Here is a 21,838-nt window from a genome sequence, read left to right as displayed (position 1 = left end):
GTCTTCCCGCCACACAGGCCGTCGAGAGGTAGCGGCCGGGCGCTGTTGTTATTGAGTTGCAAACTGAACGCTGCAGTAAGTGTAATAGTCTCCGCGCGAGGCGCTGCTTAACCTGCCGGCATTGTCCAGGAGAGCTTTCATGGGTCACGACCACGACCATCTGCCCAGCGAGATCCGCCACGAAAAACCGTTGTGGTGGGCGCTGGGGCTGACCACCACGTTCCTGCTGGTGGAGGTGGCCGGCGCGTTCTGGACCAACAGCCTGGCGCTGCTGTCCGATGCCGCGCACATGGCCACCGATACGCTCGCGCTTATGATCGCGCTGGTCGCGGTCCGGCTGAGCCGGCGCCCGCCCGATGCCAAGCGCACCTACGGCTACGCACGGTTGGAAGCGCTCGGCGCGATGATCAACGGTGGCATGTTGTTCGTGGTGGCCGGCTACATTCTCTGGGAAGCCGTGCAGCGCTTCCGCGCTCCGCAGGAGATCGCGTCCACCGGCATGCTGGTGATCGCGGTGTTCGGGCTGGTCATCAACCTGATCTCGATGCGCCTGCTGCGCGCGGGCAGCGGCGAGAGCCTCAACGTCAAGGGCGCGTATCTGGAAGTCTGGGCGGACATGCTCGGCTCGGTCGCGGTGATCCTCGGCGCGCTGCTGATCCGCTGGACGGGCTGGAAGCCGATCGATCCGATCCTGGCCGTGCTGATCGGGCTGTGGGTGCTGCCGCGCACCTGGGTGCTGATGCGCGAAGCGATCAACGTGATGCTGGAAGGCGTGCCCAAGGGCATGGATGTCGCCGCGGTGCGGCGCACGCTGTGCGCGCACGATGGCGTGGTGGACGTGCACGACCTGCACGTGTGGGCGCTGGCCTCCAGCACGCCGGCACTGACCGCGCACGTGGTGATGGGCACCGGCGTGGATGCGGACCGGCTGCGCCGCGAGCTGGGTACCGACCTTCACGAGCAGTACGGCATCGACCACGTGACCCTGCAGATCGAGGCGGACCACTGTGGGGATCCGTGCAGCGTCGGCAGCCCGCGCGATCGGCATGCCGACGACCATGCCGGGCACGATCACGCCGCCCATGATCATGCGGGCCACGCGCACGCCGGCAGCGACGGCCGCCGCCGCGCCGCCCCGGACGCGCAGGGCCACCACGGGCATCCGCATCCCTGAGGGCTGTGGCCTTGGCCCGGCGGCGGACGGGCAGGGCAGGGTTGCCGCTACAATGCGGGCCTGCCTTGCCATCTGTCGGAGATACTGCAGTGACCCGGAAACTCGTACTGTTGCGCCACGGCCAGAGCCAGTGGAACCTGGACAACCGCTTCACCGGCTGGGTGGACGTGGAACTGACCGAACAGGGCCGCCGCGAGGCTGCCGCCGCCGGCCGCCTGATGCGTGAAGAAGGGCTGCAGTTCGATGTCGCCCACACCTCGGTGCTCAAGCGCGCCATCCACACCCTGCAGGGTGCCCTGGCCGAGCTGGATCAGGACTGGCTGCCGGTCAGCAAGAGCTGGCGCTTGAACGAGCGCCATTACGGCGGGCTGCAGGGCTTGGACAAGGCCGAGACCGCAGCCAAGCACGGCGAGGACCAGGTCAAGATCTGGCGCCGCTCCTACGATATTCCGCCGCCGGCGATGGACATCGAGGATCCGGGCCACCCGATCCACGACCGTCGCTATGCCGGGCTGGACCGCAATGCACTGCCGGGCACCGAATCCCTGGCCACCACGCTGGACCGGGTGCTGCCGTACTGGTTCGATGCGATCGCCCCGCAGCTCAAGGATGGCAAGACCGTGCTGGTCACCGCGCACGGCAATTCGCTGCGCGCGCTGTACAAGTACCTCAACAACGTTTCGCAGGAAGCGATCCTGGAGCTCAACATCCCGACCGGCATCCCGCTGCTGTTCGAACTGAACGACGATCTGACGGTGCAGTCGTTCCGCTACCTGGGCGACCCGGAAGCGGCACGCAAGGCTGCCGAGGCCGTGGCCAATCAGGGCAAAGCGCGGTAGATACCCACCGTTGGTGGGTATGCATTCCATTGATGGGGATGCATTCCGTCGGTAGGGATGCATCTGCCCGGTGTGTGCAGACCAACGGTCCGCACACACCGACCACAGGCGTTCCCACCTGTGACCTTTGGCCGGTCCGCCCCGGCCCCTCCCGCGCTACGCTGCCCGATTGCCCGTGATCCGGGTGATGCATCCATCTGTAGCCGGAGAGTCGAATGAAGTTTTCCAAGCTGGTCCCGCTGGGCCTGACCGTCGCCATCGCCGTGTCGCTGGCCTCCTGCGGCAAGACCGATACCGCGCCTGCCGCCACCGCCGATGCGGCCAAGCCGGCGTTTGACCAGTCGCAGATCAAGACCGCGCTGATCTCGCTCAACACTGCCGATCTGGATACCGCCATCGCCGCCTGTACCGACCTCAATGGGTTCGTGAACAGCAAGTGGCTCACCGCCAACCCGGTGCCGAACGATCAGACCACCTGGGGCAGCTTCGAAATCCTGCGCGAGCGCTCGCTGGAAGTGCAGCACGCGCTGGTCCAGCAGGCTGCCGCCACCCAGGCCAAGGCCGGTTCGGTGGAAGCCAAGATCGGCGACATCTGGAAGACCGGCTCGGATGAAGCCAAGATCGAGGCCGCCGGCATCACCCCGCTGCAGCCGCAGCTGGACAAGATCGCCGCGCTGAACGACACCGCCGCCATCACCCAGTACCTGCGCGACAGCCAGGCGCAGGGCCAGGGCGTGCTGTTCTCACTGTTCGCCAATGCGGATTACAAGGATTCGGCCAACGTCATCGCGTACGTCGGCCAGGGCGGCCTGGGCCTGCCGGAGAAGGGCTATTACTTCGACGATTCGCAGGCCAAGATCCGCGATGCGTACGTTGCCTACATCGCGCAGGTACTGACCCTGTCCGGCGTCGATGCCGAGCAGGCCAAGACCCAGGCCAAGGCCGTGATGGACTTCGAAACGCGTCTGGCCAAGGCCTCGATGTCGCGCATCGAGATGCGTGACCCGGCCAAGCGTTACAACCCGGTCAGCGCCGCTGACGCGGACAAGCTGACACCGAACTTCAGCTGGACCGCCCTGTTCGACACCCTGAAGGTGCCGGCCGCGCAGAAGTTCTCGATGGCCCAGCCGGGCTTCTTCGGTGAAGTGGACAAGATGCTGGCCGATGTCCCGGCTGCCACCTGGCAGGCCTACCTGCGTTTCCATACCATCGATGACGCCTCGCCGTACCTGAGCAGCGCCTTCGAGAAGGCCAACTTCGATTTCTACAGCACCACCCTGCGTGGCCAGAAGGAAATGCAGCCGCGCTGGAAGCGCGTGCTGGAGTCGGTCAATGGTGCCATCGGCGAAGGCCTGGGCCAGATGTATGTCGACGCCGTGTTCCCGGCCGAGTCCAAGGTGCAGATGCAGCACCTGGTGGAGAATCTCTCGGTGGCGCTGAAGGCGCGCCTGGAGAAGCTGGAGTGGATGAGCGAAGACACCCGCAAGAAGGCGCTCGAGAAGTGGGCCAGCTTCACCCCGAAGATCGGCTATCCGGACAAGTGGCGTGACTGGTCGGGCCTGGAAACCAACGGCGACAGCTACCTGGGCAACATGCAGGCGGCGCGCACGTTCAACTACCGCTACATGCTCAACAAGATCGGCAAGCCGGTCGACAAGACCGAGTGGGGCATGACCCCGCAGACCGTCAACGCCTACTACAACGCGACCAAGAACGAGATCGTGTTCCCGGCGGCGATCCTGCAGGCGCCGTTCTTCGACGCCAAGGCCGATCCGGCGCTGAACTATGGCGGCATTGGTGCGGTCATCGGCCACGAGATGATGCATGGCTACGACGACTCGGGCAGCCAGTTCGCCGCCAACGGCAACTTCGACAACTGGTGGACCGACAGCGACCGTGCCGCCTTCACCCAGCGTACCGACCAGCTGGTCGCGCAGTTCGACGGCTATGAATCGCTGCCGGGCGTGAACGTGAAGGGCAAGCTGACCCTGGGCGAGAACATCGGTGACCTGGGGGGCCTGACCGTGGCGTATGACGCGCTGCAGATGGCGCTGAAGGAAGACCCGAAGGCCAACGTCGACGTCGACGGCTATTCGCAGGACCAGCGCTTCTTCATGAACTGGGCCACCGTGTGGCGCCGCAACTTCAACGAAGGCGAGCTGCGCGTGCGTCTGAACACCGATCCGCACGCCCCGGCCAACTTCCGTGCCAACGGCGCGCCGTCGAACATGCCGGCGTACGCGCAGGCGTTCGAGTGCAAGGCCGGCGACGCGATGGTGCGGGCCGACGACAAGCGCGTCGTGATCTGGTGATCGCACGCGGTTGAGTGAAACAAAAAACCCGGCATTCGCCGGGTTTTTTGTTTGCCATGCAGGGTGTGGCGCTAGACAGCCGTGGAGATCATGCGGGTGAACGTGGCGAACACGTCCGGATCGATCAGGCCACCCTGCTGCTCGGCGAGGATGCCCATGGCCTTGGCGTGCGGCATCGGGCCGCGGTAGGGGCGGTTGCTGGTCATCGCGTCGTAGCCGTCGACGATGGTGAGTACACGGGCGGCCAGCGGTATCTCGCTGCCTTTCAGGCCGTCCGGATACCCGCCGCCATCGAAGGCTTCGTGGTGTGCCCGGATCAGGCGGCCCACCGCGGCCGCGTCGCTGCGCCCGGTCGCGGCGAAAATGCGTTCACCGCGCTCGGGATGGGTGCGCATGATCACGCGCTGTTCGTCATCCAGGCGGGCCGGGTGCAGCAGCACGTTGTCGGGAATACCGATCTTGCCGATGTCGTGGAAGCGCGCGGCGAGCGCCAGATGCGCGCGCTCTGCCTCATCCAGATCGCACAGACGGCCGAGCTGTTCGCCCAGCAGGCCGACGCGGTCGCAGTGGAAACGGGTGTATTGGTCGCGCATCTGCAGCGACATCGACAGGGCATCGATGGAACACGCCTGCGGGTGGGCATCGTCGAACCGGGGGGAGTCGAACATGGGGGCGTCCGGTGGTGGGCGGCCGGAAGACCGCCATCCTGGCAGGACGGCATGCCGCCCGTGCCGGTGGAAAGATACCGCCTGGCGACCGGCGCCAGGCGTGAAATCAGCGAGGGGACAGGGTCAGCAGCAACGCCTTGGCGGCACTGAAACGGTCTTCGGGCAGCGGCAGGGGATGCTTGATGCGCAGCTTGTCCGGCCCATCCATCGTATACAGCTTGGGCTGCTTCTGGATCAGCTGGATGACCGCCATCGGGTCGATCTCCGGCTTGGGATTGAACACGATGCGGCCGCCGTTCTCGCCCAGCTCCAGCTTGCGGATGCCGAGCGCGTTGGCCTGCAGCTTGAGTTCTGCGATCGCGAACAGGTGCTTGGCCGGGTCCGGCAGCAGGCCGAAACGGTCGATCATCTCCACCTGCAGTTCGCGCAGCTCGCCGGTATCACGCGCGCTGCTGATGCGCTTGTACAGGGTCAGGCGGGTATGCACGTCGGGCAGGTAGGCGTCGGGGATCAGGGCGGGAACATGCAGCTCGACCTCGGCACCGCGTGCCTCTTCACCCGCATCCAGGTCAGGCAGCTTGCCCAGGCGGATGCTGCGCACCGCACGTTCGAGCAGCTCGGTGTACAGGCTGAAGCCGACCTCGGCCATCTGGCCGCTCTGGTCCTCGCCGAGCAGCTCGCCGGCACCGCGGATTTCCAGATCGTGGGTGGCCAAGGTGAAGCCGGCGCCGAGCTCGTCCATCGAGGCGATCGCCTCCAGGCGCTTCTCGGCATCGGGCGTCATCGCGCGCTTGTCCGGTACCACCAGGTAAGCGTACGCACGGTGATGCGAGCGACCGACGCGGCCGCGCAGCTGGTGCAGCTGGGCCAGGCCGAAGCGGTCGGCGCGGTTGATGATGATGGTGTTGGCGTTGGGGATGTCGATGCCCGATTCGATGATCGTGGTCGACAGCAGCACGTTGAAACGCTGCTTCTGGAAGTCCAGCATCACCCGCTCCAGCTCGCGCTCGGGCATCTGCCCATGTGCGATGCCGATGCGCGCTTCGGGCACCAGCTCGGACAGCTCGCGCTGCATGCGGCCGATGCTCTCCACATCGTTGTGCAGGAAATACAGCTGGCCACCGCGGGCCAGTTCGCGCTGGAACGCTTCGCGCAGCAGTGCGTTGTCCCAGGCGGTGATGAACGTCTTGACCGCCAGCCGGTTCGGCGGCGGCGTGGCGATGATCGACAGATCACGCAGGCCGGCCATGGCCATGTTGAGCGTGCGCGGAATCGGCGTGGCGGTCAGCGTCAGCAGATGCACGTTGGCGCGCATCGCCTTCAGCGCTTCCTTCTGGCGCACACCGAAGCGCTGTTCCTCATCGACCACGACCAGACCGAGGTCCTTGAACTTCACGTCCGGCTGCAGCAGGCGATGGGTGCCGATGATGACGTCGATGGTGCCGGCGGCGACCTTCTCCAGTTCGGCCTTGATCTCCTTGGTGGATTTGAAGCGCGACAGCACCTCCACCCTGAGCGGCCAATCGGCGAAGCGATCGCGGAAATTGCGGTAATGCTGTTCGGCCAGCAGGGTGGTCGGCACCAGCACGGCGACCTGCTTGCCGGCGCTGGCGGCGGCGAACGCGGCGCGCACGGCGACCTCGGTCTTGCCGAAGCCGACGTCGCCGCAGACCACGCGGTCCATCGGCTGGCTGCTGGCCAGATCGCGCAGCGTCGCGTCGATCGCGGCGAGCTGATCCGGCGTTTCCTCGAACGGGAAGCCGGCCGCGAACGGCTCGTACATCGCGCGGTCCACGTGCAGCGCCAGGCCGGCACGCGCACGCCGACGCGCCTGGATTTCCAGCAGCTCGGCGGCGACGTCGCGGACTTTTTCGGCCGCCTTGCGCTTGGCCTTGGTCCACTGCTCGCCACCGAGCGAATGCAGCGGCGCGGTTTCCGGCGACGCGCCGGAGTAACGGCTGATCAGGTGCAGCTGGGCGACCGGCACATACAGGCGGTCGCCCTTGGCGTATTCGATTTCCAGGAACTCGCCGGGCATGCCGCCGGCATCCAGCACGATCAGGCCGCGGTAACGGCCGACACCGTGGTCTTCATGCACGATCGGCGAGCCTTCGCTGAGCTCGCCGAGGTCGCGGATGATCGCTTCGGGCTCGCGCCCGGCACGGCGGCTGCGGCGCTGCTGGCCGGCGCGTTCGGGGAACAGCTGGCGCTCGGTCAGCACCGCGATCGGCGGATTCTCCAGCGCGAAGCCATCTTCCAGCGGCGCCACGGTGATGCCGAAGCGCACGCTGTCGTCGGCCAGGAAGCCGGGCAGGTCGGCGACTACCGGCGGCTTCAGCTCGGCGGCGAGCAGCACTTCCAGCAGCGCTTCGCGGCGGCCGGCGGAATCGGCGGCGATCAGCACCCGGCCCGGGTAGTGACCGATGAAGGATTTGAGTGCCTCGGCGGCCGGGGCATCGCGCGCGGCCACCGGCAGCGGGGGCAGCGGCTGGTCGCCCAGCGGCTGTGCATCACCGATGCGATCGTGATCCGGCGGCCAGACTTCCACGCGGGCGAGGCCGTTGAGCGTGGCGCGCAGTTGCTCGGGGCTGGCATACAACTCTTCCGGCGCCAGCAGCGGGCGCTCGACATCGTGGCGGCGCTGCTCGTAGCGGTTCTGGGTCTGCGCCCAGAACGCGGCCGCGGCATCGAACACGTTCGGCGCCAGTACCGGCAGCACGTTGGGCTGCAGGTAATCGAGCAGGGTCGCGGTCTTGTCGAAGAACAGCGGCAGGTAGTACTCGATGCCGGCCGGCGCGATACCGGCCTTGAGATCCTGGTACAGCGCGCTGCGCCGGGTATCCACATCGAAGCGTTCGCGCAGCGTGTTGAGTACGCGCGAGACGCTGAGGTCATCCAGCGGTACTTCACGGCCGGGCAGCATGTGCACGGCCTCGACCTTGTCCAGCGAGCGCTGCGATTCCGGATCGAAGGCGCGGATCGAATCGATGTCTTCGTCGAGCAGTTCCACCCGCAGCGGCGCGTCGGCCCCCATCGGGTAGACATCGAGCAGGCCGCCACGCACGGCGAAATCACCCGGGTCCATCACCTGCGGCACGTTGCGGTAGCCGGCCGATTCCAGGCGGCGCTTTTCCGCATCCAGATCCAGTCGCTGGCCGACGGTCAGGTCGAAGCTGCCACCGATGACGTACTTGAGCGGGGCCAGCTGCTGCAGCAGTGTCTGCACCGGCACCACCACGATGCCGCGCTTGAGCGCAGGCAGGGCGTGCAACGCGGCCAGGCGCTGGGAAATGATGTCCGGGTGCGGGCTGAAGGCGTCGTAGGGCAGGGTTTCCCAGTCCGGGAACGCCACGATCGGCACGTCGCCGGCCGTGCCCAGCAGGGTGTGCAGGTCCGCTTCGATCTGGTTCGCGCCGTGGTTGTCGCGCGCGACCACCAGCAACGGCCCGTCGTGCGACTGCGCCGCGCGGGCGATGTACCACGCCAGCGCTGTCGCCGAAGCGGGAGCGCGCCACCAGGCGCGGAGCTGTCCAGGACGTGGCAGCGGCGGTACGGGATAGGAGGTGCGTGACATGAACCGTCGATTTTAGCAGACCGCAGCGTGCAGGCCGCTGGCAGTCAACGGTAGTGCCGGCCGCTGGCCGGCTCCAGGCGATGCGTGATGTTCGAGAGCCGGCCAGCGGCCGGCACTACCGATCAGGGCGTGGGCATGCGCCCCGTTTCAGCTGTCGAGTTCGAGCACCATGCGCACCAGGCCCGGCGTACCGTTCGGGTGCGGGATCGGCTGGAAGCCCAGCGAGGCGGCCAGCTGCTTCATCGGCTCGTTCTCTTCGGCGACATCGCCGTACAGGCGGTCCAGATACTTGCCACGGGCCCACTTGACCAGCTTGCGCATCAGCTGCCGGCCCAGGCCCTGGCCGACCAGGAAGCGGCTGACCAAGATCGCGTACTCGGCTTCGCGGGTGCCGGGGATGATGGAGGCGCGCGCCACCGCGCCCACCACGGCTTCACCGGCGGGCAGGGATTCGGCCGCGACCAGGGTGATTTCGCTCTTGGGATTGGGGTGGGTCAGGCGCTGCGTCGTTTCCGGCGACAGCTCGGTCACCGACTGCAGGAAACGGTCGCGGATCTCTTCGGGACCGAACAGACTGAAGGCAGCATGCAGCGGCGGGCCGTCTTCCGGCCGGATCGGGCGGATCAGCAGCTCGTGGCCACTGGGTGCCTTGAAAATCTCGTGCCAGGGCGGCATGCGGTTACGGGTAGCCATACCGGTGATTCCTTGGTGGTCTCAGGATTCTCGCATCCCGGGGGCAGCGTTCCGTGAACGGATCACTCACGCCGATCCGGCCGGGAGGAGCCGGCCAGGCCGGGGTTCCGGTCTGGCCTGGAGGGGTCATTCGGCCTGCTTGAGCCACTGCAGGCGGGTCGAGGCGCCGGCCTCGCCCAGGTATTGCTTGAGCGCCGGCATCGCCGGGGCCAGGACCTGGTCGAACTGCCACGGCGGGTTGAGCAGCAGCATGCCGCTGCCGTTGAGCCGCAGCGGGGAGTCGTCCGGGCGGATCAGCAACTCGGCGGTCAGCACCGATTTCACCGGCAGGGCGCAGGCCTTGCGCAGGAAATGCAGGATGGTCCGGCGCTGCTTGATCGGGAACCAGATCGCGAAGCTCGCCTGCGGCCAGCGGCCCAGGATCTCCGTCACCGAAGCGATGATGGCCTGGTATTCGGCGTCCTGGCCCTCGTAGGGCGGGTCGATCAGGACCAGCCCGCGGCCGATCTTCACCCCGTTGGCCTTGGGCGGCAGCAGCTTCCTGTTCTGGGCGTAGCCGTCGGCCTGGTACACCGCGACGCGGCTGTCATGGGCGAACAGCGCCTTCAGCGCGGCGGCTTCTGCATCCTGGACCTCGCAGACCGCCATGCGGTCCTGCTCGCGCAGGGTCTGGGCGGTCAGCAACGGCGAGCCGGGGTAGCTGATCATCGCCCCGACCGGATTGTCGGCCTGGACCGCCTTGAGATAGCGCTCGACCACCGCCGGCAGCTGCGGCTGGGCCATCAGGCGCATCACGCCGTCCTCGGCCTCCAGCGTCTTGCGGCTTTCCTCGCTGGCCAGCAGGTAGCGGCCAGCGCCGCCGTGGGTGTCCAGCACGAAGAACGGGCTGTCCTTGCGCTTGAAGGTGTCGAGCAGGGCAAGCTGCACGATGTGCTTGAGCACATCGGCATGGTTGCCGGCATGGAAGGCGTGGCGGTAATTCATCGGGGCAGTGTACGGGGCGGCGGGCCCAGCGGCTATGCTGCGCGCATGAACCACCCCCTGCACAACGTCCTGGTGGTCGAGGACGAAACCGCCATCGCCGACACCGTTCTGTATGCGCTGCGCAGCGAAGGCTACGGTGCCCACCACAGCCTGCTCGGCGGGGAGGCGCTGGCCCGGCTGCGCCAGCAGGCGTTCGACGTGGTGGTACTGGACGTCGGCCTGCCGGACATGAGCGGCTTCGAGGTCTGCCGCACGCTGCGGACCTTCAGCGAGGTGCCGGTGATCTTCCTGACCGCCCGTAATGACGAGTTCGACCGCGTGCTCGGGCTGGAACTGGGCGCGGACGATTACATGGCCAAGCCCTTTTCGCCGCGCGAGCTGGTGGCGCGGGTCCGTGCGCGCCTGCGCCGGTCGGCGGCTCCCGCGGAGACCTCGGGCTGGCAGCAGCACGGCCGTTTCTCGATCGACCGCGAGGGCAGCCGGATCCGCTTCGGCGACCAGCCGCTGGACTTGACCCGGTACGAGTACGCGCTGATGGCGGCCCTGCTGCAGCGCCCCGGCGCGATCCTCAGCCGCGCCCAGCTGATGGACCGCGGGTGGGACAGTGACGCCGACAGCGCCGACCGCACGGTGGATACGCACGTGAAAACGCTGCGCGCCAAGCTGCGTGCCGCTGGGGCCGCGACCGACCCGATCCGCACCCACCGTGGCCTGGGCTACGCACTGGAGGTGTAGGCATGCGGCTGGGCCTGAAACTGTTCCTGGGCTTCTTCCTGATCGTGGGCATCGCCGCGTTCTTCGTGATGCGCATCTTCGTCAACGAAGTGAAGCCGGGCGTGCGCCAGGCGATGGAGTCGACGCTGGTCGATGCGGCCAACGTGCTGGCGGAAATGGCCGCGGCCGATCTCAAGGCCGGGCAGATCCGCCAGGGCCGCTTCGTCGCCGACCTGGCCCGGGCGCAGCGGCGCGACCCCAAGGCGATGGTATGGCGGTTCCCCAAACGCACGCTGGATTATCAGGTCACCATCACCGATGCCAAGGGCATCGTGGTGTACGACTCGACCGGGCGCGATGTCGGCCGCGACAACTCGCGCTGGAATGACGTCTACCGCACACTGCGTGGCGAATACGGCGCGCGTTCCAGCCCGGAAACCCCGGGCGACGATACCCACTCGGTGATGCACGTGGCCGCGCCGATCTTCGATCCGGCCGATGGGCGCCGCTTGATCGGCGTGCTCAGCCTGGCCCAGCCCAACCGCAGCATCGATCCGTTCATCGCGGCCAGCCAGCGCGCCATCATGAAACGTGGCGCGTGGTTGATCGGCCTGTCGGCACTGATCGGCCTGCTGATGACCGCGTGGCTGATGCACGGCGTGAGCCGGCTCAACCGCTATGCCAAGGCGGTCAGCGCCGGTGAGCCGGTGCCGCCACCGAAGCCGCGCCGCGATGAGATCGGCGATCTGGGCCAGGCACTGGAAACCATGCGCCGCAAGCTGGAAGGCAAGGCCTACGTCGAGCAGTACGTGCAGTCGCTGACGCATGAAATGAAGAGCCCGCTGGCCGCGATCCGCGGCGCGGCGGAACTGCTGCAGGAGCCGCTGCCGGATGCCGACCGCGCGCACTTCGCACGCAGCATCGAAGGCCAGGCGCAGCGCCTGACCGAAACCATCGACAAACTGCTGGCGCTGGCCGAGGTGGAGCAGTACGGCTGGCTGCAGAAGCATGAGCGGCTCGCGCTGGCACCGTTGCTGCAGGCCGCCGCCGACGCGGTGGCGGTACGCGCGCAGGCGGCCGGGGTGGTGATCGCGATCGACGTGCGGGCCGACAGCGTGCAGGGCGATGGCTACCTGCTGCGCCAGGCCCTCAACAACCTGCTGGAAAATGCCGTGGCTTTCTCGCCTGCCGGCAGCGCCATCACCCTCGGTGCGGGCGTGGAAGGCGAGGGCATCGCACTGACCGTGGCCGATCGCGGCAGCGGCGTGCCGGAGTACGCGCTCGACCGTGTGTTCGAACGCTTCTATTCGCTGGCGCGCCCCGGCACCGGCCAGCGCAGCTCCGGCCTCGGCCTGTCCTTCGTGCAGGAAGTGGCGCGCCTGCACGGCGGCCGCGTGAGCCTGCGCAACCGCGATGACGGCGGCGCGCAGGCGGTGTTGTGGCTGCCGTCGCGGCTGCCCGCGCTCCCGCCGCGGCGCTGACCGCCGCGCCACACTTCACACAGACTTCAAACCCGGCACAAACCCCGCACACCGGCGCGCGGGAAGCTGGCCCCCTCCCAACCGAGGACGGGTCATGAAATCCCTGAAGATGCTGTTGCGGTTCGCCATCGTGGGCGGGCTGATCCTGTTGCTGCTGATTCCGCTGAGCCTGATCAAGGGCGTGATCCGCGAACGCGAGGCGTACCGAGACGAGGCATACCAGCGCGTGGCGCAGAGCCGCGCCGGCGCGCAGATCCTGACCGGCCCGATCCGCGTGGTGCCGTGGACCGAGACCCGCGAGGTGGAGGTAGTGGATGCGGCCGGCACCAAGAAGAAGGAAAAGCAGGTCGAGCAGGGCCAGTGGCTGCAGATGCCGGCCACGCTGAAGGTGGACGGCGTGATGCAGCCGGACGAGCGCCGGGTCGGGCTGTTCCGGGTGCCGGTCTACAGCTGGAAGGCCACGGTCACCGCCGAGTTCGCCGATGACGATTACCCGGTGAAGGCGGGCCGCGTCTATGGTGCGCCGTTCCTGACCGTGGGCATCGCCGACGTGCGCGGCCTGGTCGGTTCGCCGAACCTGCGGGTGGATGGCAATGCCCTGAACCTGCTGCCCGATGCCGGCGGCGTCAGTGGCATCGGCACCGGCCTGCATGTCGGCCTGCCGGGCCTGGAGGATGCACGCGGCGGGCTGCTCAAGGGCAGCAAGGTCGAACTGGAGCTGGTGCTGGATGGCACCCGGTCGCTGTCGGTGGTGCCGGTCGGCGATGACAGCCGCATCGCGCTGCGCTCGCCCTGGCCGCATCCGCTGTTCGGTGGCAGTTTCCTGCCCAACGAGCGCAGGGTCGACGCGCAGGGTTTCGACGCGCAGTGGGCGGTGTCTTCGCTGGCCTCGCGTGCCCAGCATCAGCTGCGCAACCGCCCGGACATCGACGCCGAAGCCGTCAGCGTGGAGCTGGTCAACCCGGTCGATGTGTATACCCAGGCCGACCGCGCCAGCAAGTACGGCATCCTCTTCATCCTGCTCACCTTCGTCGGCTTCATCCTGTTCGAGCTGATCAAGCAGCTGCGCATCCACCCGCTGCAGTACCTGATGGTCGGCCTGGCACTGGCGATCTTCTTCCTGTTGTTGCTCAGCCTCTCCGAGCACATCGCGTTCTGGCAGGCCTATGCGCTCTCGGCACTGGCGTGCATCGGCATCCAGACCGTGTACCTGGCCGGGGTGCTGAAAAGCTGGAAACGCGGGCTGGGCTTCGCGCTGATGCTCAGTGCACTGTACGGCGCGCTGTACGGGCTGCTGATCTCGGAGAACAACGCCTTGCTGATGGGCTCGCTGCTGCTGTTCGGCGTGCTGGCCGCGGTGATGTGGGTGACCCGCCGGGTCGACTGGTACGAACTCGGCGCGAGCCTGAAGTAAGGACCGACCATGAGCTGGCGTCGTTGTCTTCAGGAACGCATGCGCCGGGCGCTCCCCGCCCGGCTGGAGGTGGCCTCGCTGCTGGACGGCGAGGCCCCGGGATGGCCGTCGCCACTGATGGCACTGCCGGGCGCGCAGGGGGCACCGGGCCTGGTCCGCTTCGGGCTGGCCCCGGTCACCTGCGAGGCGATCGCGGCGCAGGGACTGCGCTTTCTGGAACAGGCACGGCAGGCGCGCGGGCGCCTGCCGCTGCCGCAGTGGTGTGGCGAGTATCGGCCGTGGCGCGAAGGTGCCCAGGCCCTGCGCGAGATCGGCATCCGCGGCTTGCCCGGCGACTGGCCGGTGCATGCGCCGGTCTACGCCAGCGCCTCCCTGGACCGCAGCCGCTGGTTGCTGGTGCTGCCGACCCGCGGCCAGCTCTGGTACGGCTGGATGGATGGACCATGACTCTTGGCCCGGGGGTACCGGGCCAGCGCTCGATAGACTCGGGGATTGTTCGTGGTCTGGCCGAGAGGCGGGGGTAATCGTGTTCAAGTGGGGCATGTTGAGCGTGGCATTGGCATTGAGCGGCGTCGCCGATGCACAGACGAAGGAGACGGTGGACCTGGACATGGTCAGCCGCATCCGTCAGGAAGCCTTCCACCGATCGCAGGTGATGGCGACCTTCAGCCACCTGACCGAGCAGATCGGCCCGCGCCTGACCAATTCCCCCGCGATGGGCGAGGCCAACACCTGGACCCGCAGCAAGTTCAACGCGTGGGGTCTGGTCAATGTGCACGACGAGGCGTTCGATGCGTTCGGCCGCGGCTGGGAGTTCAGCAACGCCAGTGTGGAACTGCTGAGCCCGCGCGTGGCGCCGCTGTATGCGCTGCCGAAGGCCTGGACGCCGGGCACCAACGGTCCGGTCGAAGGCGAGGTGATCAAGGTCGAGATCAAGAAGCTGGCCGACCTGGATCAGTACAAGGGCAAGCTGGCCGGCAAGATCCTGCTGCTCAACGATGCGCGCGACTACGAGCGGGCCACCAAGTCCGATTCGCACCGCCACGATGACGCCGGCCTGGCCGAGCTGCAGGTGTTCGCGGTGCCCAAGGATGTCGCCGATGCCAAGGCCGACCGGGCCAAGAAGGCCAAGGAATACCTGGAAAAGCAGGCGCTGACCCGCGCCACCAACGCCTTCTTCGCCGAGCAGGGGGTGCTGGCCACGATCAGCATCAGCGGTTGGGACAACGGCATCATCCGCGTCGGCGGCGGTGGCTCGCGCAAGGCCGGTGAACCGGTCGGCGTGCCCGAACTGGCGATGATGGCCGAGCACTACAACCAGTTGGTGCGGGCGGCCGACCAGAAGCAGGCGGTCAAGCTGCGCGTGAATGTCGAGGCGCGTTTCACCGATGCGCAGGACCAGCCGGGCTACAACACGCTGGCCGAGATCCGCGGCAGCAGCAAGGCCGACGAGATCGTGATGCTGGGGGCGCACATGGATTCCTGGCACACCGGCACCGGTGCGGCCGACAACGCCGCCGGCGTGGCGGTGATGATGGAAGCCATGCGCATCCTCAAGGCGGTGGGTGCCAAGCCCAAGCGCACCATCCGCGTGGCGCTGTGGAGCGGCGAGGAGCAGGGCCTGGTCGGCTCGCAGGACTACGTGTCCAAGCACTTCGCGCGCTACCCGGAGCCGACCGACCCGGCGCAGCTCAAGCTGCCGGCCTCGATGCGTGAGCCGACCGGCGCCCTGCAGCGCCAGCGCGATTACGACAAATTTTCGGCGTACTTCAACATGGACAACGGCTCGGGCCGGTTCCGCGGCATCTATGCGCAGGAGAACCTGGCCGCGGTGCCGATCTTCGAGGCATGGCTGGCCCCGTTCCATGATGTCGGCGCGACCACCGTGGCGACCCGCAACACCGGCAGCACCGACCATATCGCGTTCGATCGCGTCGGCCTGCCCGGGTTCCAGTTCATCCAGGATCGCCTGGATTACTTCACCAACGTCCACCACAGCAACCTGGACACCTGGGACCACGCCGAGCCGGAAGACCTGAAGCAGGCCGCCGCCATCGTCGCCTCGTTCGTGTACAACGCGGCCATGCGCGATGAAAAGCTGCCGCGCAAGCCGTTGCTGGCGCCCTGAGAGGCACCGCGGGACCGCCCGGAGAGGGCGGTCCCGGCCATGCCGGGCAACGAGTGCCCGGTTTGCGGCCGCGGCGGGGTAAAATTGCCGGGATTCCGTTTCCCGCCCTGAGCCCTCCATGACCTGCCGCACCCGTTTTGCCCCCAGTCCCACCGGCTACCTGCACATCGGTGGCGCCCGCACGGCGCTGTATTGCTGGCTGGAGGCCCGTCACCGCGGCGGCGAGTTCGTGCTGCGCATCGAAGATACCGACCGCGAGCGCAGCACCCAGGGCGCGATCGACGCGATCCTGGAGGCGATGGAGTGGCTGGGCCTGGGCTATGACGAAGGCCCGATCTACCAGACCCAGCGCGTGGCCCGGTACCTGGAAGTGGCCGAGCAGCTGGTCGCCGATGGCAAGGCCTACTACGCCTACGAGACCAGGGAAGAGTTGGACGCGATGCGCGAGGCCGCCATGGCCAAGCAGGAAAAGCCGCGTTACAACGGCGCCGCGCGCGATCTGGCCCTGCCGTACAAGGACGACCCGAACCGCGTGATCCGCTTCAAGAATCCGCTCGAGGGCACCGTGGTGTTCGACGACCTGATCAAGGGCCGCATCGAGATCGCCAACAGCGAGCTGGACGACATGGTGATCTTCCGTCCGGACGGCTTCCCCACCTACAACTTCGCGGTGGTGGTGGACGATTGGGACATGCGCATCAGCGAGGTCATCCGCGGCGACGACCACATCAACAACACCCCGCGCCAGATCAATCTGTATGAAGGCATCGGTGCGCCGGTGCCGAAGTTCGGCCATATGCCGATGATCCTGGACGAGCAGGGCGCCAAGCTGTCCAAGCGCACCGGTGCGGCCGACGTGATGCAGTACAAGGACGCCGGTTACCTGCCCGACGCGCTGCTGAGCTATCTGGCCCGCCTGGGCTGGTCGCATGGTGACCAGGAGCTGTTCAGCCGCCAGGAGCTGATCGATCTGTTCGATGTGACCCACTGCAATTCCAAGGCTGCGCGCCTGGACATGGCCAAGCTGGGCTGGGTCAACCAGCATTTCCTGAAGACCGAGCAGCCGGCCGACATCGCCCCGCACCTGGTCTACCAGCTGAACAAGCTGGGCTTGGATCTGAACGCCGGTCCGGCGCCGGCGGACGTGGTGGTGGCGCTGCGCGACCGTGTGCAGACGCTGAAGGAAATGGCCGAGAAGGCGGTGGTCTGGTACCAGCCGCTGACCGAGTACGACGAGGCCGCCGTGGCCAAGCACTTCAAGCCGGGCGCGGAACTGGCGCTGGGCAAGGCGCGCGAGCTGTTGGGTGCGGCGGGGGAGTGGACGGTGGAGAGTGTGTCGGCCGTCCTGCACGATGTCGCAACGGCGCTGGAGATCGGCATGGGCAAGGTCGCCCAGCCGCTGCGCGTGGCCATCACCGGCACCCAGGTCAGCCCCGACATTTCGCAGACGGTGTTCCTGGCCGGGCGTGAAGAGGCCTTGAAACGCATCGACGTCGCACTCACTAAAGTACCGACGGCCTGACCACAGGAGACCGCGCATGTCCGCAAAGACCGCTTGTACCGCTCCGCACCATCATGTTCACGATGCCTCCGACTTCGTGAAGGTGGTCGAACGCGTGTGCTCGGAACGCGGGCTGCGGCTGACGCCGATCCGCGCGAACGTGCTGCGCCTGATCGCCGAGGCCGGGAAACCGGTCAAGGCGTATGAGTTGCTGGAGTGGGTGCGCAATGGCAAGGGCGTCGGTGCCGACGCGCCGCCGACGGTGTACCGGGCGCTGGATTTCCTGATGGCCAATGGCTTCGTGCACAAGCTGGAGTCGGTGAACGCGTTCGTGGCGTGCCACCACCCGAGCAGTGCGCAGCATTCGGTGCCATTCCTGATCTGCAACAGCTGCCACAGTGCGGTGGAGCTGGAGGACAAGGAGATTGTCAGCCAGCTGGAAAAGCGGGCGAAGGAGCTGGGGTTCCAGCCGCAGGCACAGACGCTGGAAGTGCATGGCCTGTGCGCGCGCTGTGCGGGGTAGGTACCGACCGTTGGTCGGTACGTTACGCCGGTAGGTATGTTGCACCGGTAGGTTCGCTGCACCGGTAGGTACCGACCGTTGGTCGGTACGCTGTCGATGTTGAAAAGCCGCGCACCTGCGCGGCTTTTTCGTTTCTGCACGAGAGCAGCCATTCCATTTTCATGGCCACCGGATGACTCCATGCTCGTCGCCCCGTCTCCCGCTACGTGGCGCTGTTCCGTGCCCGCTTGATCTGCCGTTTCTGCGTTGCGTTGGGCGTCGCGTACGCTGGATCGAGGCCGCGCTCGATGCTTTTGACGGCCATCTTCCGCCCCCGGGATGCGCGGGATCATTGCCACGCCAGTCGGCGTCATCGCAGCCGCATCACGGCGTCGCCTCGACCGGCTCACGCCCTTCCACGCCGGTATCCACCTTGACGATCACCGACATGCCCGGACGCAGGCGCGGTGCCAGCGGCTGGTCGGGGTCGATGGAAATGCGGATCGGCAGGCGCTGGACCACCTTGGTGAAGTTGCCGCTGGCGTTGTCCGGGCGCAGCACACTGAACTCCGAGCCGGTGGCCGGTGCGATCTGTTCGATGTGGCCGTGCAGCTTCTGGCCATCGAAGGCATCCACGGTGAAGGTGGCCGACTGTCCGATGCGCATCTTCCAGGTCTGGCCTTCCTTGAAGTTGGCGACCACCCAGAGCGTGTCCGGTACCAGGAACAGCAGCTGCGAGCCGGCGGTGACGTATTGGCCCAGGCGCACCGACGCTTCGCTGACCTGGCCGTCGCGTGGGGCCTGGATCACCGTGTTGGCGAGGTCGATCCTGGCCAGTTCCAGCTGGGCCTGGGCCGTCTCGACGCGGGCCTCCAGTCCTTTTCGGGCGACCTGGGTGGAGGTGAGGGTTTCCTCGGCGATGCGGATCTGCGCCTGCGACTGCTGCACGCTGGCCTGCGCGGATTGCGTGGTGGTGCGGAACTTGTCGCGGTCGTTGAGGGCCACCAGCTGCTGGGCGGCAAGTTCTTCGTAGCGCTTCAGCTCGGTACGCGAGCGGGAAAGCTCGGCCTGGCCGGCGGAGAGGTTGGCCTGGGCGGCCTGGATCTGCGCGCGGTTCTGCGCCTGCGACTGGTCGGAGTTGGCCAGTGCGGCCTTCGCGCTGTCCAGGTCGGCTTCGGCCTGGACCACTTTCTCGCGGTAGATGCGGTCGTCGATGCGCAGCAGCGGCTCGCCCTGTTTGACGTGCTGGAAGTCCTTGACCAGCACCTCGGTGACGTAGCCGTTGACCTGCGGCGCGAGCACGGTGATCTGGCCGCGCACGTAGGCGTTGTCGGTGGTCACCCGTGCCGTTTCGAACGGCCACAGTGACCAGGCGCGCAGGATGAGTGCGATGCCGATCAACGCGACCACGATCATGATGATCACGGCACGCAGGCTGGGTTTGAGGTACTTGGGCACGCCCGACGGCGCGGCCGTCGGTGGCGGTGCAGGGGCGGGCGCGGCGTCGGTCGGCGGCGGTGGGTTGACGTTTTCCGGGGCGACGTCGTCGTGCGGCGGTTGGGTCGACATGGGCGGGCTCATCGGGGCGCGGCGCTGCCGGGCGTCGGCGCGGAAAGGGGAGGTGTCGGCGCGTGGCGTTTGCGCCATTGCTTGAGCACGGCGGTGCGTACCGCGAGCAGCAGCAACCAGCCGAGGAAGATCAGGGCGACGCGGCCGCTGAGCGCGAACACATCATTGAAGGCGCGCACGTTGGCTTCGCGGCGGGTGATCTGGGCCAGCTGTGCGGTGCCCTGCGCGCTGCGCTGGACCGGGTCGGTGATCAGCCGGCCGTAGAGCTGCTGTTGCTGTTTCAGGCGCTGGGCGACCACGTTGTCGGCCGGGTCCAGCTGGCTGACCAGCGCGCTGGAATACACCTGCTCGCGGTGCAACTGGTAGGTGCCCAGCACCGCCGAGCCGGCCAGGCCGCCGAGGGTCTGGGTGATCGAGAGGGTGACCAGGAAGGTGATCATGTGGTCCACGCCCTGCTTCAAGGCCTGGGTGATGCCGAGCATGATCAGCGGGCCCATGAACATGCCCGCGCCGACCGACGCCAGGAACTGGCTGGCGAAGAAATCGTGCGGCCGGTCCTGGCTGGTGCGACTCTGGTCGAGCAGGGCGGCGCTGCCGAGCAGCAGGATCGCCATCAGCAGCTGCGGGATCAGCCGCTTCGGGCCGAAGGTCAGCGAGCTGGCGGCCATGCCGGTGATCACGCCGGCCAGGATCACCGCGAACAACGGGCGCATCTGGTCCGGCCCCATGCCCAGCGTGCGCATCAGGCCGACCACGCCGTAGGACTGCTCGGTGGTCAGGAAGCGGATCAGGAACGCCCCGATGATGAAATGGACCACCGGCAGGCTGGCCAGCCACCGCGTCTGCAGCAGCGGATTGCGGCGGTAGTGCTCGATGATGAAGGCGGTGGTGGACAGCGCGATCGAGGCGACCAGCGCCCAGCCCAGCCACGGGGTATCCAGCCACCAGCGCGTGTATCCCTGCGCGAGCACGACCACCAGCAGGCCGACCGCGGGGGCGAGCAGGGCGAAGGTCAGGAAGTCGAGCGGTTCGAAGGCCTTGATCTGCGCGCCGGGCGGCAGCTTGAGCACGACCACGGCGGCGAACGCGCACAGGGCGAGGCCGGCTTCGAACAGATACAGGTTGTGCCACTGCCCGGTGTCGACCAGCCCGGGCGAAACCAGCCAGGCGATCGGCACCGCGAGCTGCGAGATGCCGACGCCGATCACCAGCAGATTGCCCGTGTATCTGCGCGGCAGCGACTGCAGCATGTACAGGGTGCCCAGGGTGGTACAGGCCGCGCCGGCGAAGCCGCTGGCCGCGCGCATCAACACGGTGGTCTCGAACGTGCCGACGAACAGATGCAGCACCGCGAGGGCGGCATACAGGCCCAGCCCGATCTCGGCGAACAGGCGGATGCCGTACTGCTGGCGGAACTTGAAGGCAAGCAGGTTGGCGGTCACGTTGACCATCGCATAGGCCGCCACCAGCCAGCTGCCCTGCGCCGGGGTGAGCCCGAGCTGGCCCTGCAGGAACGGCAGGTTGGCGCTGACCAGTGCATTGCCCAGGCCACCGGTGATGCCGACCAGCAGGGCGACCAGCGCATAGGCCACGCGGCGGTGCGGGGGATGCCACGGCATCGAGGCCGAGCCCGGCAGGGTCGGTTTTTCGTGCTCCTCCCAGTCCGGAACCGGCTTGAGGTACTGCGACATCATCTCTCCCCGTCGGCAGGCCCCCGCAATCCGCCACGCAGCAATTGCAGGGCGCGCGTGACCAGCCGGGCGCGTTCGTCACGCGTCTTGCCACGCAGCGCGGCTCCCAGCATGCCTGAGATGAGTGAAATGTCCGTCGTTTCCAGATCCGGCCGGCACAGGCCGGCGGCGATCGCGCGCGCGATCGGTTCGCGCAGCAGTTCGTAAATGGTCTCGCGCGCGGCCCGGATCGGAATCTGGTCGGGATCGACGGCGCGCCAGTAGTCCGACAGGGCCGGTGACTGCACGATGCGGTTGGCCATGCTCTCGAGCACCTCGAACAGCGCGTCGTCGCGGTCGCCCAGGGTCTGTACCTGCCGGGCGATGCGGTTGACGGTGCGCTGGAGCAGGGCCTCGACCAGCGCGGTGCGGTCAGGGAAGTTGCGGTACAGGGTGGCGCGGCCGACCTGCGCACGTTCGACCACCAGATCCAGGGGGGCGGTGACACCGTGCTGGCCGAACACGGCATCGGCAGCGTCGAGGATCTGGGCGCGGCGGGCGGCCGCGTCGGCACGTTGGGTAGGCATGCCGCATCATCGGACACAACTGTCCGGC

General features: G+C 67.5%; 17 protein-coding genes. 10 read left to right on the top strand and 7 right to left on the bottom strand.

Annotated features, from left to right (window positions below):
• Nucleotides 1-139: 139 nt before the first annotated feature.
• The 3 genes from HH110_RS12750 (at nucleotide 140) to HH110_RS12740 (ending at nucleotide 4,325) form a co-directional block, all read left to right on the top strand.
• Complete coding sequence (locus HH110_RS12750) at nucleotides 140-1,174, top strand: cation diffusion facilitator family transporter (protein WP_176990016.1); 1,035 nt, start codon at nucleotides 140-142, stop codon at nucleotides 1,172-1,174.
• A gap of 89 nt (nucleotides 1,175-1,263) precedes the next feature.
• Nucleotides 1,264-2,013, top strand: coding sequence for a 2,3-diphosphoglycerate-dependent phosphoglycerate mutase (gene gpmA, locus HH110_RS12745; RefSeq protein WP_176990015.1), 750 nt, complete (start codon nucleotides 1,264-1,266; stop codon nucleotides 2,011-2,013).
• Between the two features lie 215 nt (nucleotides 2,014-2,228).
• Nucleotides 2,229-4,325 (top strand): M13 family metallopeptidase, encoded by a 2,097-nt coding sequence (locus tag HH110_RS12740; RefSeq protein WP_176990014.1) that lies wholly within the window; start codon nucleotides 2,229-2,231, stop codon nucleotides 4,323-4,325.
• Nucleotides 4,326-4,396: 71 nt separating this feature from the next.
• On the opposite strand, the gene HH110_RS12735 is transcribed toward HH110_RS12740, so the two are convergent.
• From HH110_RS12735 to HH110_RS12720, 4 genes are all read right to left on the bottom strand, one after another.
• Nucleotides 4,397-4,993 (bottom strand): HD-GYP domain-containing protein, encoded by a 597-nt coding sequence (locus HH110_RS12735; RefSeq protein ID WP_176990013.1) that lies wholly within the window; start codon nucleotides 4,991-4,993, stop codon nucleotides 4,397-4,399.
• Nucleotides 4,994-5,099: 106 nt separating this feature from the next.
• Nucleotides 5,100-8,567 carry a transcription-repair coupling factor gene (mfd, locus tag HH110_RS12730; protein WP_176990012.1) on the bottom strand — a complete coding sequence of 1,156 codons (3,468 nt, stop codon included), beginning with the start codon at nucleotides 8,565-8,567 and terminating at the stop codon, nucleotides 5,100-5,102.
• 147 nt (nucleotides 8,568-8,714) lie between these two features.
• Complete coding sequence (locus HH110_RS12725) at nucleotides 8,715-9,260, bottom strand: GNAT family N-acetyltransferase (RefSeq protein ID WP_019184458.1); 546 nt, start codon at nucleotides 9,258-9,260, stop codon at nucleotides 8,715-8,717.
• A gap of 126 nt (nucleotides 9,261-9,386) precedes the next feature.
• Nucleotides 9,387-10,244: a 23S rRNA (adenine(2030)-N(6))-methyltransferase RlmJ gene (locus HH110_RS12720; RefSeq protein WP_176990011.1), complete on the bottom strand. Its 858-nt coding sequence runs from the start codon at nucleotides 10,242-10,244 to the stop codon at nucleotides 9,387-9,389.
• A gap of 45 nt (nucleotides 10,245-10,289) precedes the next feature.
• Here HH110_RS12720 and creB point away from each other — a divergent pair, with 45 nt between their 5' ends.
• From creB to HH110_RS12685, 7 genes are all read left to right on the top strand, one after another.
• Complete coding sequence (gene creB, locus HH110_RS12715) at nucleotides 10,290-10,979, top strand: two-component system response regulator CreB (protein WP_176990010.1); 690 nt, start codon at nucleotides 10,290-10,292, stop codon at nucleotides 10,977-10,979.
• A gap of 2 nt (nucleotides 10,980-10,981) precedes the next feature.
• Nucleotides 10,982-12,439, top strand: a complete 1,458-nt coding sequence (gene creC, locus HH110_RS12710; RefSeq protein WP_176990009.1) for a two-component system sensor histidine kinase CreC — start codon at nucleotides 10,982-10,984, stop codon at nucleotides 12,437-12,439.
• A gap of 94 nt (nucleotides 12,440-12,533) precedes the next feature.
• Entirely contained in the window at nucleotides 12,534-13,853 is a 1,320-nt protein-coding gene (gene creD / locus HH110_RS12705; protein WP_176990008.1) for a cell envelope integrity protein CreD, read from the top strand.
• A 9-nt stretch (nucleotides 13,854-13,862) separates the two neighbouring features.
• The gene (locus tag HH110_RS12700) at nucleotides 13,863-14,300 is read left to right on the top strand and encodes a hypothetical protein (RefSeq protein WP_176990007.1); all 438 of its coding nucleotides are present in this window, start codon (nucleotides 13,863-13,865) and stop codon (nucleotides 14,298-14,300) included.
• A gap of 94 nt (nucleotides 14,301-14,394) precedes the next feature.
• The gene (locus HH110_RS12695) at nucleotides 14,395-15,981 is read left to right on the top strand and encodes a M20/M25/M40 family metallo-hydrolase (RefSeq protein WP_176990133.1); all 1,587 of its coding nucleotides are present in this window, start codon (nucleotides 14,395-14,397) and stop codon (nucleotides 15,979-15,981) included.
• 118 nt (nucleotides 15,982-16,099) lie between these two features.
• A complete protein-coding gene (gltX, locus tag HH110_RS12690; protein WP_176990006.1) occupies nucleotides 16,100-17,503 on the top strand; it encodes a glutamate--tRNA ligase in 1,404 nt (467 codons plus the stop codon).
• A gap of 16 nt (nucleotides 17,504-17,519) precedes the next feature.
• Nucleotides 17,520-18,005 carry a Fur family transcriptional regulator gene (locus HH110_RS12685; protein ID WP_019184450.1) on the top strand — a complete coding sequence of 162 codons (486 nt, stop codon included), beginning with the start codon at nucleotides 17,520-17,522 and terminating at the stop codon, nucleotides 18,003-18,005.
• A gap of 363 nt (nucleotides 18,006-18,368) precedes the next feature.
• Here HH110_RS12685 and HH110_RS12680 read toward each other — a convergent pair whose 3' ends face one another.
• The 3 genes from HH110_RS12680 to HH110_RS12670 are packed head-to-tail and all read right to left on the bottom strand — an operon-like array spanning nucleotide 18,369 to nucleotide 21,810.
• Nucleotides 18,369-19,553, bottom strand: a complete 1,185-nt coding sequence (locus HH110_RS12680; protein ID WP_176990005.1) for an HlyD family secretion protein — start codon at nucleotides 19,551-19,553, stop codon at nucleotides 18,369-18,371.
• 8 nt (nucleotides 19,554-19,561) lie between these two features.
• Nucleotides 19,562-21,247: an MFS transporter gene (locus HH110_RS12675; RefSeq protein ID WP_176990004.1), complete on the bottom strand. Its 1,686-nt coding sequence runs from the start codon at nucleotides 21,245-21,247 to the stop codon at nucleotides 19,562-19,564.
• Nucleotides 21,244-21,810: a TetR/AcrR family transcriptional regulator gene (locus tag HH110_RS12670; RefSeq protein ID WP_176990003.1), complete on the bottom strand. Its 567-nt coding sequence runs from the start codon at nucleotides 21,808-21,810 to the stop codon at nucleotides 21,244-21,246. The genes HH110_RS12675 and HH110_RS12670 overlap by 4 nt, the downstream gene beginning before the upstream one ends.
• Nucleotides 21,811-21,838: the final 28 nt, after the last annotated feature.

The sequence above is a fragment of the Stenotrophomonas sp. SAM-B genome (genome assembly GCF_013387485.1).
Taxonomy (GTDB): Bacteria; Pseudomonadota; Gammaproteobacteria; order Xanthomonadales; family Xanthomonadaceae; genus Stenotrophomonas; species Stenotrophomonas maltophilia_AA.
The sequence above is the reverse complement of the archived record's forward strand: the minus strand, read 5'-3'. Positions and strand labels throughout refer to the sequence as shown.

Bases quoted from the DNA above. Each gene is read 5' to 3' on its own strand.
- HH110_RS12750 (WP_176990016.1), top strand. From the start codon at position 140: ATGGGTCACGACCACGACCATCTGCCCAGCGAGATCCGCCACGAAAAA.
- HH110_RS12740 (WP_176990014.1), top strand. From the start codon at position 2,229: ATGAAGTTTTCCAAGCTGGTCCCGCTGGGCCTGACCGTCGCCATCGCC.
- HH110_RS12735 (WP_176990013.1), bottom strand. From the start codon at position 4,993: ATGTTCGACTCCCCCCGGTTCGACGATGCCCACCCGCAGGCGTGTTCC.
- mfd (WP_176990012.1), bottom strand. From the start codon at position 8,567: ATGTCACGCACCTCCTATCCCGTACCGCCGCTGCCACGTCCTGGACAG.
- HH110_RS12725 (WP_019184458.1), bottom strand. From the start codon at position 9,260: ATGGCTACCCGTAACCGCATGCCGCCCTGGCACGAGATTTTCAAGGCA.
- HH110_RS12720 (WP_176990011.1), bottom strand. From the start codon at position 10,244: ATGAATTACCGCCACGCCTTCCATGCCGGCAACCATGCCGATGTGCTC.
- creB (WP_176990010.1), top strand. From the start codon at position 10,290: ATGAACCACCCCCTGCACAACGTCCTGGTGGTCGAGGACGAAACCGCC.
- creC (WP_176990009.1), top strand. From the start codon at position 10,982: ATGCGGCTGGGCCTGAAACTGTTCCTGGGCTTCTTCCTGATCGTGGGC.
- creD (WP_176990008.1), top strand. From the start codon at position 12,534: ATGAAATCCCTGAAGATGCTGTTGCGGTTCGCCATCGTGGGCGGGCTG.
- HH110_RS12700 (WP_176990007.1), top strand. From the start codon at position 13,863: ATGAGCTGGCGTCGTTGTCTTCAGGAACGCATGCGCCGGGCGCTCCCC.
- HH110_RS12695 (WP_176990133.1), top strand. From the start codon at position 14,395: ATGTTGAGCGTGGCATTGGCATTGAGCGGCGTCGCCGATGCACAGACG.
- gltX (WP_176990006.1), top strand. From the start codon at position 16,100: ATGACCTGCCGCACCCGTTTTGCCCCCAGTCCCACCGGCTACCTGCAC.
- HH110_RS12685 (WP_019184450.1), top strand. From the start codon at position 17,520: ATGTCCGCAAAGACCGCTTGTACCGCTCCGCACCATCATGTTCACGAT.
- HH110_RS12680 (WP_176990005.1), bottom strand. From the start codon at position 19,553: ATGTCGACCCAACCGCCGCACGACGACGTCGCCCCGGAAAACGTCAAC.
- HH110_RS12675 (WP_176990004.1), bottom strand. From the start codon at position 21,247: ATGATGTCGCAGTACCTCAAGCCGGTTCCGGACTGGGAGGAGCACGAA.
- HH110_RS12670 (WP_176990003.1), bottom strand. From the start codon at position 21,810: ATGCCTACCCAACGTGCCGACGCGGCCGCCCGCCGCGCCCAGATCCTC.